This is a genomic window from Streptomyces sp. NBC_00663, from assembly GCF_036226885.1.
Classification (GTDB): Bacteria; Actinomycetota; Actinomycetes; order Streptomycetales; family Streptomycetaceae; genus Streptomyces.
This window is the reverse complement of the sequence record NZ_CP109027.1, coordinates 9239767-9252944: the sequence shown is the minus strand read 5'-3', so window position 1 is coordinate 9252944 and position 13178 is coordinate 9239767. Positions and strand designations below refer to the sequence as shown.

Here is a 13178-nt window from a genome sequence, read left to right as displayed (position 1 = left end):
ACAGGGGCGGCGCGGGCTCACGACGGGCTCATGCGGGCAGCCAGCGCCGGACGCGGCCGATGAGATCGTCGGAGTCGACCGGCTTGGTGACGTAGTCGTTGGCACCGGAGGCGAGGCTCTTCTCCTGATCGCCCGGCATGGCCTTCGCGGTGACGGCGATGATGGGCAGGTCCGCGTACCGGGGCATCTGACGGATCTCCGCGGTGGCGGCGTAGCCGTCCAGCTCCGGCATCATCACGTCCATCAGGACCAGTGAGATCTCCGGGTGGGCGAGCAGCATCTCGATGCCCTTGCGGCCGTTGTCTGCGTGCAGGACCTGGAACCCGTGCATTTCCAGGACCCCACTCAGTGCGAAGAGGTTGCGCGCGTCGTCGTCCACCACGAGGACCGTACGGCCGAGCAAGGTGTCGTCCAGCACCGGTTCGAGGGGCTGCTGGGGTACGTCGGAGCGCACGAGCGGCAGGACGTCGCCCGGCTCCTCGGCGGACAGCTGAAGGGTGATCTGTTCGCGCAGCTCGTCCAGGCTGGACAGGAAGGCCAGCGGCCGGCCTGCCGCCCGGGCCCGCAGGGACTTCTCCCGGGTCAGGTCCACGCGCTGGCTGGTGTGGACGAGCACGGGCACGCTGTTCAGCGCCGAGTCGCCCCGCATGGCTTCCAGCAGCTGTGCGCCCTCGCCGTCCGGCAGGCCGAGCTCCAGCACGACGCAGTGGCAGGGTTCGGCGGCGAGCGCCGCGGCCGCCTCCTGGGCACCGACGGCGGTGATGATGTCGATCGTCCCGCGGGGGTCGTCGGGGTTGTGCGCGATGTCCGCTGCCGCGCGCTCGGCGACCAGGGTGAGCAGACCGCGCAGCCGCTCCTCCACCACGAGCAGCCGGCGCCTGCGGCGCTCGGGCGCCGCCGCGGAGCCGATCGGTGTCGGCGAGCCGGCCGTGTCGTCCGCGTGTTCCCGCGGTCGGCCGCTGCTGAGCAGGTCCTCGAAGTCGGCGCGGGCCACGGGCAGATACAGCGTGAAGGTGCTGCCCTGGCCGGGTGTGCTGTCGACGGTGACGGCCCCGCCGAGGAGGTGGGCGATCTCCCGGGTGATGGAGAGCCCCAGGCCGGTGCCGCCGTACTTGCGGCTGGTGGTCCCGTCGGCCTGCTGGAACGCGCCGAAAATCGTCTCCAGTTGCTGCTGGGGGATGCCGATGCCCGTGTCCTTGACCCGGAAGGCCACCACCGGGCCCCCGCGCAGGACTCCCACGGGCACCTCCCGGTCGGCGGCGGGTTCGATCCGCAGTTCCACACCCCCCTGCTCGGTGAACTTCACCGCGTTCGACAGCAGGTTGCGCAGGATCTGCCGCAACCTGGAGTCGTCGGTGAGCAGGTCGGCGGGGGTCCCCGGCCCGGTGGCCACCGCGAAGTCGAGGCTCTTCTGCGTCGTCATCGGCCGGAACGTCGCCTCGACGTACTCCAGCAGCTGGCGCAGTGGAACCCGTTCGGGGGTGACGTCCATCTTGCCGGCCTCGACCTTCGACAGATCGAGGATGTCGTTGATCAGTTGCAGCAGGTCCGAGCCGGCCGAGTGGATGATGCCCGCGTACTCGACCTGCTTCTGGGTGAGGTTGCGGGAGGGGTTCTGGGCGAGCAACTGGGCCAGGATCAGCAGGCTGTTGAGCGGGGTGCGCAGTTCGTGGCTCATGTTGGCCAGGAACTCCGACTTGTACTTGGAGGCCAGCGCCAGCTCCTGGGCGCGGGTCTCCAGTTCCTGGCGGGCCTGCTCGATCTCCAGGTTCTTGGCCTCGATGTCACGGTTCTGCGTGGCCAGCAGGGACGCCTTCTCCTCCAGTTCGGCGTTGGAGCGCTGGAGTTCGTCCTGCTGGATCTGCAACTCCTCGGACCGCGACTGGAGTTCGGCGGTCAGCCGCTGGGACTCGTCCAGCAGCTCGTCGGTGCGGGCGTTGGCGACGATGGTGTTGAGGTTGACGCCGATGGTGGGCATCAGCTGGGTCAGGAAGTCCTGGTGGATCTGGGTGAAGGAGGTGACGGAGGCCAGCTCGATGACGCCGAGGACCTGGTCCTCCACCACGATCGGCAGCACCACCAGGGCGCTGGGCGCGGTCCGGCCGAGGCCGGAGGAAATGGTGACGTAACCCGGCGGCAGTTCCTCCACCGTGATGGCCCGGTGGTTGCGGGCCGCCTGCCCGACCAGGGAGCGCCCGACGGGGATGCGCACGGGCCGCTCGGCGTCGTCGGGCCAGCCGTACGAACCCACCAGCCGCAGCTCGTGTCCGCGTTCGGTGTCCTCCGCGAGGTAGAAGGCGCCGTACTGGGCGGCGACGAGCGGTGCGAGCTCGTCCATGATCAGCTCGGCGACGACCGGCAGCTCGCGGTGGCCCTGCATCAGGCCCGAGATCCGGGCGAGGTTGGTCTTGAGCCAGTCCTGCTCCTGATTGGCCCGGGTGGTCTCGCGCAGGGACTCCACCATGGAGTTGATGTTGTCCTTGAGGTCGGCGACCTCGCCGGAGGCCTCCACGGTGATGGAGCGGGTCAGGTCGCCCTCAGCCACCGCGCTGGTGACCTCGGCGATGGCGCGGACCTGCCGGGTGAGGTTCCCGGCCAGTTCGTTGACGTTCTCCGTGAGCCGCTTCCAGGTGCCCTCGACGCCCTCGACCTCGGCCTGGCCGCCCAGCCGGCCCTCGCTGCCCACCTCACGGGCGACGCGGGTGACCTCGGCGGCGAACGACGACAGCTGGTCGACCATCGTGTTGATGGTGGTCTTCAGCTCCAGGATCTCGCCCCGGGCGTCGACGTCGATCTTCTTCGACAGGTCACCGTTGGCGACCGCGGTCGTCACCAGGGCGATGTTGCGGACCTGCCCGGTGAGGTTGTTGGCCATGGAGTTGACGTTGTCCGTCAGGTCCTTCCAGGTGCCGGCCACGTTGGGCACATGCGCCTGACCGCCGAGCCGGCCCTCGGTGCCGACCTCGCGGGCCACGCGGGTGACCTCGTCGGCGAACGCGGAGAGCGTGTCGACCATGGTGTTGATGACGTCCGCCAGGGCGGCGACCTCGCCCTTGGCCTCCACCGTGATCCTCTGCGAGAGGTCGCCGCGGGCCACGGCGGTGGCGACCTGGGCGATCGAACGGACCTGCCCGGTCAGGTTCGACGCCATCACGTTGACGTTGTCGGTGAGGTCCTTCCAGGTGCCCGACACGCCCCGCACGATCGCCTGACCGCCCAGGTTGCCCTCGGTGCCGACCTCGCGGGCGACCCGGGTGACCTCGTCGGCGAACGCAGACAACTGGTCCACCATCGTATTGATGGTGTTCTTGAGTTCGAGGATCTCGCCCCGGGCGTCGACCGTGATCTTCTGCGAGAGGTCACCCTGCGCCACCGCGGTGGCCACCTGGGCCACATTGCGGACCTGCGCGGTGAGATTGCCTCCCATGAAGTTCACGGAGTCGGTCAGGTCCCGCCAGGTGCCCTTGACGCCCTTGACGTCCGCCTGTCCGCCCAGCCGGCCCTCGGTGCCGACCTCGCGGGCGACCCGGGTGACCTCGTCGGCGAACGCGGACAACTGGTCCACCATCGTGTTGATCGTGTTCTTGAGTTCGAGGATCTCGCCCCGGGCGTCGACCGTGATCTTCTGCGAGAGGTCACCCTGCGCCACCGCGGTCGTCACCTGGGCGACATTGCGGACCTGCGCGGTGAGGTTGCCCGCCATGAAGTTCACGGAGTCGGTCAGGTCCCGCCAGACACCCCCGACGCCGGGCACCTGGGCCTGGCCGCCGAGCCGGCCCTCGCTGCCGACCTCTCGGGCGACCCGGGTGACCTCGTCGGCGAACGCGGACAGCTGATCGACCATGGTGTTGACGGTCTCCTTCAGCTGGAGGATCTCGCCGCGTGCGGGCACGTCGATCTTCTGCGAGAGGTCGCCCTTGGCCACCGCGGTCGCCACCTGGGCGATGTCACGCACCTGCGTGGTGAGGTTGCCCGCCATGGCGTTGACCGAGTCCGTCAGGTCGGCCCAGGTGCCCGACACGCCCGGCACCTCGGCCTGGCCGCCCAGGGTGCCCTCGGTGCCCACCTCGCGTGCCACGCGCGTGACTTCGGAGGTGAACAGCGACAACTGGTCCACCATGCCGTTGAACACCGTGGCGATGTCACCGAGCAGGCCCTCGCCGTCGGACGGCAGCCGGGTGCCGAAGTCGCCGTCGCGGACGGCGGTCAGGCCCGCCAGCAGTTGCCGTAGCTCCTGCTCGCCCGGAGCCCGCTCCACGGCCTCGATCGTCTTGCCGGTCATGCGCACCCTCGTTCCGCTCCCCAGGAGCCCTCACCCCGAGGACTCGGAACCGCGCCGGGCCGTGAACGGCCCTGCCCACCGCCCGCGTTTCCGCTCCTCACGGACGCGCGCGATGAGGAAATCCGGTGAAGGTTAACTCAGTTGTCAGGCGACAACCAAAGTGCGGCGGGAACCGCTCGACCGCGCAGAACCGGGGACCCCGAAGGGGCATGCCGAGGCCCCTTCGGGGAACACGGAAGGGTTGCCTCCACCGCGGGCGTGGCACAGTCGAGAGTCTTCCCAGGAGTAGTTCGGTCATACGCGGGTACGCGCGCGCTCATGAACGGGGTATTGCAGGCCGGCGTCAGGGAGCCCGTCGCGCGCGAGGAGTGTTCCTGGATGCCGGACGAAGCACTGGCCGAGCTGGTCGTGGCCCTGGACGGGGCGGTCGGCTGCATCGCCGACGCGCGGGCCTGCGCGGTGGAGTTCTTGACCCGGGCCCGGTCCGAGCACGGGCTGTCCGTGTCGGCACGCGCCATGGACCTGGCGCAGCTGGTGGTCAGCGAGCTGGTCACCAACGCCCTCAAGTACGCGCCCGGGCCGGTCCTGCTGGAGCTGCGCGTCGCCGACGGCGCGGTGGAGATCACGGTGTGGGACACCGATCCGACCCTTCCGACGGCTCGGGCCACCGACGCCGGCCGCGTGGGACAGCACGGGCTGGAGATCGTCATGGCCGTGGCCCACGGTTTCGAGGCGCACCGGGAGCCCGTCGGCAAACGGATCACCGCGCGGCTCGCCCTGCTGGACCGTCCGCTGCCGGGCCTGGACACCTGACGCCGACGCCGTCCCGCCTCGATCCGGCCGCTCCCGTGACGGGCCGCGCGTGGCGCCCGTGCCATGAGGGCCGCTTCATGGGCGGGCGGTGCTGACGTGCGCAGTTTCTCCACGACCTGGGCACGGGGTGGAACCACCGGTCTGCCCGGCAGAGGTACCTACGATGGCTGGGTGGCGGTGCTTGCTCGGCGACGCTTCGGGTACCGCGAGGGAGTGAGGGTGGTATTCGTATGCGCAGGCGACTGCTGAAAGCAATGGGTTCGTGAGTCGGCTCAGCGGCTTCGGGCACGACAGGCCGGACGGCGCGGGCGGTCCGGGCGAGGGCTCGCTGTCCCTCGCCCGGGAGATGTCCGATGCCGTGGACGGGCTGTCGCACCTGTGGTCGGCGGCCGGACAGAAGGCGAACCTGAGGCTGTCGCCGCACCAGTTGCGGGCCTTGCGGATTCTGGAGTCGGGACCGGGACTCAACCTCACCGCCCTGGCGGAGGGCATGGACATAGGGCTGCCGACCGCGAGCCGGCTGTGCGACCGCCTGGAGGCGGCGGGCCTGCTGGAGCGTGTGCTGCACCCGCACAGGAGACGTGAGGTACAGCTCCACCTCACCGGCCGCGGCCGGCAGGTGCTGGTCGAGGTGGCCTCGCGCAGAACGCACGCGCTCGCCGTCGTGCTCGCGACGATGGACCCGGCCGAGCGTGAGGCGTTGAGCCAGGGCTTGCGCGCCTTCCTGACCGCTCAGGAAGGCGGTCACCACGGCACCACCGGGCCCCGGGACCCCCACCAGTGACCGGGCCCGGTCAGCGCGGCCGGCCCTTCCAGTCGAGGCATACGACGGCCGCGTCCGACGCCAGCTCGCTGCTGCCGTGGTGCTCGATCAACCCGGCGACGACCGCGCGGGCGGTCTCGTGCGCCGCAGCGTCGCGGGTCGCGCTCAGCACCTGGCGCAGGACCTGCTCGCCGAAGACCACGCCCGAGGCGGAGCGCGTGGCGTGCACACCGGTGCTGACCACGATGAGGCGGTCGCCGGGCTCGGCCTGGAACGTCTGCTCGTCGTAGACGCTCTCCTCGAACATCCCCAACGGCAGCTGTGCCTCCAGCTCGACCTGCTCGGTGCGCCCCTCACGCTGGCAGAACAGCTGGGGAGATCCCGCGTCCACCGCGTGGACCGTGCCGGTGGCCAGGTCGAACTCCAGCAGCAGCGTGGAGGCGTACTTCGTCCCGCCGTACTCGGAGTAGACGGCCTGGTCGGCGAGGCTCGCCTGATCGGCCAGTGACACTCCGGCGCGGCGGGCGTTGCGCAGGGCGGCGACCGTGAGGCTGGTGAGCAGGGACGCCTCGATACCGTGTCCCATGCCGTCCGTGACGGTGAGGACGAGCCGGTCGGCGCCCGCGGACCAGTCGAAGTTGTCGCCGCCGATGGCGTACGCGGGCTCCAGGTGGGCGCCCACGGTGAACTCGTCACGGGCACAGCCGCGCCCGGGCAGGAGCTGCCACTGCATCTCCGCGGCCAGCGTGAGACGGCGGGTGCGGCGGGCCAGGAGGAAAAGGTCGGTGTCGCGTCCGGCGGTGGCGACCTCGTGGCCGAGCGCCGTGGCGAAGTCGCCGAGCTGGAGCACGATGTCGGGGACGGCGGCCTCCGCGGGGAGCCGGACCGTCAGGACGCCCAGGCGGTCGCCGCGCACCGTGACGGGCAGATGCACCGCATGGCCGGCCGGGCTGCGGAGGACCTCGATCACCGGACTCTGGTCGCGGAACGCCCTGCCCTGCGGTCCGTCATGGGCGGAGACCGGCGTACCGGTGTCCGGCAGATGGGACACCGGCCGTAGGACGGAGAGCCCGTAGTCGGCGAGGAGGAGGGTCACCTCCCCCGCCCCCACCCGCTCGGCGAGGACACGGCGCGCGGTGGCGACCAGCCGGTGGGGGGCGGCCTCGCGCAGCCGGGCCTCCACCGAGGGAAGTGGTTCAGCGGCATCCACGGCATCAGCCCTCTCGCCCGGTGGCCTTCACGCTACCCGAGCTCACCGGTGCTCAGCAGGTGCACAGCGGGCGGGAGGCCGGTCCGCCGGTGAGAGCCGTCACCCCTGGCCGGGGGGCACGGTGTGGCACAGCAGCAGGCAGATGTCGTCGTCGCGTTCGGAGTCGTGCAGCAGGGGCTTGAGCAGGGCGTCCGCCGCGGCCTCCGGGTTCTGCTCCAGTTCCGGCGTGCTCAGGGCGCCAAGGGCCTGGCCGAGGCGCTCGATGCCCGCGTCGATGCCTCGCGCCCGGCGCTCGACCAGGCCGTCGGTGTACAGCACCAGGGAGGATCCGGCGGGCAGGTCGACGCGGTGGTCGGTGTACACGAACGGCATGGGGATGCCCAGCATCACGCCGGGCCTGGTCTCCAGCACGCGGACCGAGCCGTCCGGGCCGCGCACCACGGCGGGCGGGTGGCCGGCCGAGGACCAGACGACTTCCGGTTCGCCGGGCCTGAACCGGGCGATCATCGCGGTGGCGTACAGCTCCGGTTGCAGATGGCTCAGCATGCGGTGCAGCCGGGTGAGGATCTCTCCGGGGCTGTCGTTCTCCACCGCGTAGGCGCGCAGTGCGGTGCGCAGCTGCCCCATGACGACGGCGGCGTGCAGACCGTGGCCCGTCACGTCGCCGATGGCGGCGAGCAGGCTGCCGTCGGGCTGGAGGAAGGCGTCGTACCAGTCACCGCCGATGTTCAGGCCCCGGGTGGCGGGAAGGTAGCGCGCGGCCAGCAGCAGACCGGACGGTGCGGGCAGTTGGGTGAGCTGGGCGCGCTGGAGGGCTTCGGCGGTGTCCCGGTACTGCTCGTAACGGCGGGCGTTGTCCAGGGCGACACCGACGCGGCGGGCGAGTTCGACCAGCATCACGCTGGTGTCCGGGTCGAAGCGGGGGCCGGGGGCGGTGAGGGTGAGGACGCCGAGCAGGCGCCGGGCCGCGAGCGGGATGGCCAGCAGCGCCCGGTCCGGGAACAGGACGGAGGGCGGGAGGTCGTCCACCCCGGGCAGGGCGCCGGGGTGGGCGGCGGCGTGCTGCGGTCGGCCGGTGCGGGCCGCGGTCACCGCGGCCGCCGCGTGCTGCCGTACCGGCTGGGGGCGCTCCTCGCCGTTCTGTTCCTGTTCCTCGTCGAAGAGCCATACGTCGAGGTGTTCCGCGTAGTCCGGTACGAGCAGGTCGGCGAGGCTGCGCAGGATGGCCGCGGGGTTGAGGGAGGCCGTGATGGCGGCGCTGGCGTCCGTCAGGAAGGTCAGCAGACGGCGGGCCCGCTCCGCCTCGGCACGGGCGGCCCGCTCCGCCTCCAGGAGCTCGCGCTGGGCCCGGGAGGCTGCTTCCAGGTCGGTGTGCAGGGCCAGAACGCCCTGGTTGGTCTGGTGCAGCTCCTCGCGGTGCATCTGGAGCAGGCGTTCCTGCTCGTCGAACAGGCTCAGCACGGCCGCCGTGTTCTCGTCGGCGTGCAGCAGGGCCAGCGGCAGCCCCACGTCCGCGTCGGGGACGTCGTCGGCAGGCTCCGGCAGCGGGCAGGTGAGGGTGGGTTCGTCCGCGAGGTCAGGGCGGGTCGTGGCGACCGGTCGCAGGGTGATGTCGAGCCGTCCGGCCCGTCCCTCGGCGGCCTGCCGGATGTGCGACACGAGTTCCCACGCGCCGGGCCGGTCGAGGCAGCGGCGCAGCCGCGCCGTCAGCGAGGCGAGGAAGCGGGCGCGTTCCAGCGGCGGGACCGCGGCGGCGGTGACGACGCGGTCGAGGGCGGCTCTGGCCTCGGCCACGTCGGCGACCGACGTGATCTTCCAGGCGTTCGGAGTCGCGGTCATGGACGTCCGTCCAGGTCGGGGGCGAGTACGGCCACGGTGGTGTCGTCGCGCAGGGGGCGCGCGGCGCTGCTCCCGTCCCGTAGGACGACGGCGGCCGTCACGGCCGGGTCGTGGGCCGGCAGGCGGGCGTCGTCCGGAGGTGTCCAGCGGCTGGGCAGTCCGTCGCTGTGCAGGATGAGCAGGCTGTCCGGCCGCCAGCCCGATTCGTGCCGGGGCACGGTGGCGGGGAAGTGCGCTCCGACGATGCCGGGGTGTGAGACGAGGGGCCGCCACGCCCCGTCGGCGCGGAGCCTCGCGCCGATGTTGCCGACGCCGGCGAACGACAGCCGCCGCGTGTCCTCGTCGAGCTGGGCGACTCCGACGGCCGCGCCGCGGGTTTTGCGCAACGCGGTGTGCAGCCGGCGCAGGATGTCGGCCGGGGGCAGGTCGGGCCGCCGGTGCAGCTCCGCGACGGCGGCGGCGGACGCCTCGGCCGCCTTGGCGCCGTGGCCTAGCCCGTCGGCGAGCATCAGGGTGATCCGTGGGCCGGAGCGCACCCAGCTGAAGGCGTCCCCCGAGTAATCGGCGTGGGCGAGGGGGGCGTTGATGCCGCCTGCCCGGGCGCCCTGTCCGGCGGGGGCCGGACGCGAGCGGGAGGTCTGCGCGGACCCGGCCGGGCCGATCCGCGCCACGGCGACGGTGCCCGTTCCGCTGCGGCTGTGCAGGTCGAAGTCGTCCGACAGCCGGCGGCAGGTCCCCAGGCCCGCGCCCAGGGAAGAGGTGGCGGTGGTGTAGCCGTCGCGCAGGGCCGCGGCGAGGTCGGCGATGCCCGGCCCGTGGTCGAGCGAGGTGATCTGCACCCGGGTCGCGGCAGGGGCGAGGGTGTCGGCGGGACCGGTCAGGTTGATCACGATGCGGCCGCCGCTGGCGTGCTTGACGAGGTTGGTCGCCAGTTCGGTGGCCACGAGCGCCGCGGCGGCCGTGGAGCGTGCGTCCAGTCCGGCCGTGGCGCAGGCGCTCTCGGCCGCGACCCGGACGTCCCGGACTCGGGTGGTTTCGGGGACGGGCACGTCCCAGACCCTGCTCACGGCACACCCGGGCGGGGCGTCGGCAGGCCGGAGACCCATTCGGTGATGGTGACGGTGGTGCCGAGGCCGGGCCGGGTGTCCAGGACGAACTCCTGGACGAGCCGCTTGGCTCCGCTCAGGCCCATGCCCAGTCCGCCGCCGGTGGTGTAGCCGTCGGTCAGGGCCAGGTCGACGTCACGGATCCCCGGGCCGGTGTCGACGAAGGACAGCCGCAGCCCGCGGCGTGCCCCGTCGCCCAGCGTCGTGATCTCCGCGTGTCCCCCGCCACCGTGGACGAGGGTGTTGCGGGCCAGTTCGCTGGCGGCCGTCACCAGCTTCGTCTGCTGCACCAGGCCGAAACCGAGGTCGGCGGCGCACTGCCGCACATGCTGGCGCAGCCAGGCCAGATCGGCGTCCCCGCCGATGGGCAGTCGCGTGGTCGGGGTGAGGGGAGCATGCATCACGCACCCGCTTCCGGCGGGGCCGTCGAGAAGGCGCGGCCCAGCAGGGCCAGGGCCCGATCGACGTCCAGGGCCGTGACCAGGCCGGGCAGGGTCAGGCCCAGTTCGACCAGGGTGATGGCCACGGCAGGGCGCATGCCGGCCAGTACGGTCCGGGTGGCCAGCAGGCTCGCGCTCGCGGCGATCTCGGCCAGGACGCGGCCGAGGAAGGAGTCGACGATCTCCACGCCGGAGAGGTCGATCACGACACCGTTCACCGGCACCGCACTGTTCGCGATGCGGTGGGTGATGTCGTGCTGGAGCTGCTCCGCGACCCCGTCGTACAGGTCTCCCCGCAGGGTGACCAGCAGGATGTCTCCCAGTGCCAGGACCGGCACCGGCTCCGGGTGGAGGGCGGGGTGGTCGGTCACCGCGGGCCCGCTCCTGCGGCGGGACGGGAGGAGACGGCGATGCCCTGCTGGGCGAGCGCGTAGGCGAGGGCGTCGGAGAGTCCGGCCCGGGTGAGGATCGATCCGAGATCGATGCCGAGGTGGACGATGGTCTGCGCGATGGCGGGACGGATGCCGGAGACGATGCACTCCGCCCCCATCAGCCGGGCCGCGGCGACCGTCTTCATCAGATGCTGGGCCACGAGCGAGTCGACGGTCGGTACACCGGTGATGTCGAGGATGGCGTAGCGGGCCCGCCGCTCCACGATCGCCTCCAGCAGGCTCTCCATGACGATCTGGCTGCGGGAACTGTCCAGGGTGCCGATCAGCGGTACGGCGACGACGCCGTCCCACAGCTCGATGACCGGGGTGGCCACCTCCATCAGCTGCTGGCGCTGCCGGGCGATCAGCTCCTCGCCGGAGTTGATCGTGGTGTCCATGACCACCAGGCGGAGCGTGCCCATCAGGACCGTCAGTTGCAGCAGGCAGGCATGCATGGCCTCGTCGGCCGCGTCCTCGAACTCGGCCCGCAGCAGCGTGGTGACCGGGTCCCGCAGTCCGGCCACCTCGCGGGCGATCTGCGACGGCCGGTACCCGGCCTGGGTGCGGGCGATCACCATGCGGCCCAGTTGGTCCCTGACGGTGTCGAAGCCGGGGGCGTCGATGTCCTCCAGCCGGCCGGCGCGGGCCACCTCGGCCAGGGCGTCCACCACCGCCTTGCTCCCCTCCACCGCCTCGTCCCGGGAGACCGTGAAGACGGCGCGGAACAGCTCGGCGTCCGCCCATCGGTGGGCGATCTGCTCGCGGCGCCGTTCGAGGAATGCGGCGAGTTCCTGTGTCACCTCGGGTGTCGTGTCGTGCTCCACCACACACATCTTCTTCCTGTCGAGCGCTCCTGCGGCCGACCGTGCGGCAAGCCATCACAACAATTATTGCCGCATGGCAAACGTTATCGCGGGGGCGCGGGGCGAACAACACTCGATCATCACAAGGGCAGTTCGGCGGCTCCTTGTTCCGGCGGCCTCCCCCGCCAGTCCAGGCACACGATGAGGGCGTCGTCGTCCGCCGCCACCGCACCCCGGTGGCCGGTCAGCTCCCGCAGAATCGCGCGCGGCACCTCGGCGGCCGGCAGCAGCCGGGTGGAGTGGATGGCCCGGGCGAGGGCCGCCTCGCCGTACGCCTCCCCCTTGGGCGAGGCCACGGCGTGCACGCCGTCGCTGACGAAGACCAGCCGGTCACCGGGCTCGACGTGGAAGTCCTGCGACACGTAGTCGGTCTCCTCGAACATGCCCAGGGGCAGCTGGGCATCGAAGGCGACGCGCTCCACGGCACCGCCGCGCAGCCGCAGCAGCTGAGGGGAGCCGGCGTCCACGACGCGGGCCCGTCCGGTGGCCAGGTCGAAGTCGAACATCAGGACCGAGAGGTAGCAGCGTCCCTGATAGTGGGCGTACACGGCCTGGTCCGCCAGGGCGGCCTGGTCGGCGATCGGGATGCCGGCCCGCCGGGCGTTGCGCAGGGCGTTGATCGCCAGGTTGGTCAGCAGGGCCGCCTCTATGCCCTCACCCATGCCGTTGGTGACGTACAGCGACAGCCGGTCGGCCGTGGCGGCCCAGTCGAAGTTGTCGCCGAAGATGGCGTAGGCGGGCTCCAGTTGAGCCCCCAGGTCGTACTCCGGGCGGGTGCAGGCACAGCCGGGCAGCAGCTGCCACTGCATCTCCGCGGCCAGGGTCAGCCGGTCCTTGCGGCGCGCCTCCAGGTACAGGTCGGTGTCGCGTTCGGCCACGAGCACCTCGCGCCCCAGCACATCGGCGATCTCCAGGAGTTCGGACTCGTACTGCCGCGAGACCTCACCCCCGCCGAGCGTCACCGACAGCACGCCCACCCGGTCACCACGGACGCTGACCGGCAGATGCAGCCGCGTCCGCCCCTCCCGGGCGTCCTCGCGGTACGGCCGCTGCGAACCGAAGGCCCGCCCGGCCGGGCTGTTGTAGATCGGCACCGGCTCCAGGACGTGCGGCCGGACCGACACCGGCTGGAGCACCGTCAGACCGTAGTCGGCCATGAACAGCTCGACGTCCTCCGCACCGTACTGCTCGATCAGTGCGGCGCGGAGGGCGTCGAGCAACGCATGGGGTGCCGCTGTGCGCAGCGCGCGCTCAGCGGCCACAAATCTGTTCACGATGGAAAACACACCTATCTCTTGCCGGAGGCCGCCGGCTTCACAGGACGGCGAACCCGCCCGTCCCGGCCGCGACCGTCGCTCAATGCCTCATTGGCCCGCCCGCGCACCTAGTACGCTGACGGGCACCCCAGTGCCTGCGAAAGTGTGACCGTGA

Annotated in this window: 10 protein-coding genes; 2 read left to right on the top strand and 8 right to left on the bottom strand. The window is 71.7% G+C overall.

Going from position 1 to position 13178, the window contains the following annotated elements; all coding sequences use genetic code 11:
• Positions 1–28: 28 nt before the first annotated feature.
• Positions 29–4282, bottom strand: coding sequence for a HAMP domain-containing protein (locus tag OG866_RS42070; protein WP_329343041.1), 4254 nt, complete (start codon positions 4280–4282; stop codon positions 29–31).
• 378 nt (positions 4283–4660) lie between these two features.
• Here OG866_RS42070 and OG866_RS42065 point away from each other — a divergent pair, with 378 nt between their 5' ends.
• Both OG866_RS42065 and OG866_RS42060 read left to right on the top strand, forming a co-directional pair.
• Positions 4661–5095 (top strand): ATP-binding protein, encoded by a 435-nt coding sequence (locus tag OG866_RS42065; RefSeq protein WP_329343040.1) that lies wholly within the window; start codon positions 4661–4663, stop codon positions 5093–5095.
• Between the two features lie 262 nt (positions 5096–5357).
• Positions 5358–5879, top strand: a complete 522-nt coding sequence (locus OG866_RS42060; protein WP_329343039.1) for a MarR family winged helix-turn-helix transcriptional regulator — start codon at positions 5358–5360, stop codon at positions 5877–5879.
• Positions 5880–5889: 10 nt separating this feature from the next.
• Here the strand turns inward: OG866_RS42060 and OG866_RS42055 are convergent, their stop codons facing one another.
• The 7 genes from OG866_RS42055 to OG866_RS42025 form a co-directional block, all read right to left on the bottom strand.
• Positions 5890–7068: a PP2C family protein-serine/threonine phosphatase gene (locus tag OG866_RS42055; protein ID WP_329343038.1), complete on the bottom strand. Its 1179-nt coding sequence runs from the start codon at positions 7066–7068 to the stop codon at positions 5890–5892.
• A 99-nt stretch (positions 7069–7167) separates the two neighbouring features.
• Entirely contained in the window at positions 7168–8907 is a 1740-nt protein-coding gene (locus OG866_RS42050) for a PP2C family protein-serine/threonine phosphatase (RefSeq protein ID WP_329343036.1), read from the bottom strand.
• Positions 8904–9974: an ATP-binding SpoIIE family protein phosphatase gene (locus tag OG866_RS42045; RefSeq protein WP_329343034.1), complete on the bottom strand. Its 1071-nt coding sequence runs from the start codon at positions 9972–9974 to the stop codon at positions 8904–8906. Before OG866_RS42045 ends, OG866_RS42050 begins: the two co-directional genes overlap by 4 nt.
• Positions 9971–10414 (bottom strand): ATP-binding protein, encoded by a 444-nt coding sequence (locus OG866_RS42040; protein WP_329344544.1) that lies wholly within the window; start codon positions 10412–10414, stop codon positions 9971–9973. The genes OG866_RS42045 and OG866_RS42040 overlap by 4 nt, the downstream gene beginning before the upstream one ends.
• Positions 10414–10824 (bottom strand): STAS domain-containing protein, encoded by a 411-nt coding sequence (locus tag OG866_RS42035; protein WP_329343033.1) that lies wholly within the window; start codon positions 10822–10824, stop codon positions 10414–10416. The genes OG866_RS42040 and OG866_RS42035 overlap by 1 nt, the downstream gene beginning before the upstream one ends.
• The gene (locus OG866_RS42030) at positions 10821–11717 is read right to left on the bottom strand and encodes an STAS domain-containing protein (protein WP_329343032.1); all 897 of its coding nucleotides are present in this window, start codon (positions 11715–11717) and stop codon (positions 10821–10823) included. The genes OG866_RS42035 and OG866_RS42030 overlap by 4 nt, the downstream gene beginning before the upstream one ends.
• Positions 11718–11827: 110 nt before the next feature.
• Positions 11828–13021 (bottom strand): PP2C family protein-serine/threonine phosphatase, encoded by a 1194-nt coding sequence (locus tag OG866_RS42025; protein ID WP_329343030.1) that lies wholly within the window; start codon positions 13019–13021, stop codon positions 11828–11830.
• Between the last annotated feature and the right edge of the window lie 157 nt (positions 13022–13178).

Excerpts from the sequence above, each read along its gene's own strand:
- OG866_RS42070 (WP_329343041.1), bottom strand. The coding sequence starts at position 4,282 with ATGACCGGCAAGACGATCGAGGCCGTGGAGCGGGCTCCGGGCGAGCAG.
- OG866_RS42065 (WP_329343040.1), top strand. The coding sequence starts at position 4,661 with ATGCCGGACGAAGCACTGGCCGAGCTGGTCGTGGCCCTGGACGGGGCG.
- OG866_RS42050 (WP_329343036.1), bottom strand. The coding sequence starts at position 8,907 with ATGACCGCGACTCCGAACGCCTGGAAGATCACGTCGGTCGCCGACGTG.
- OG866_RS42040 (WP_329344544.1), bottom strand. The coding sequence starts at position 10,414 with ATGCATGCTCCCCTCACCCCGACCACGCGACTGCCCATCGGCGGGGAC.
- OG866_RS42030 (WP_329343032.1), bottom strand. The coding sequence starts at position 11,717 with ATGTGTGTGGTGGAGCACGACACGACACCCGAGGTGACACAGGAACTC.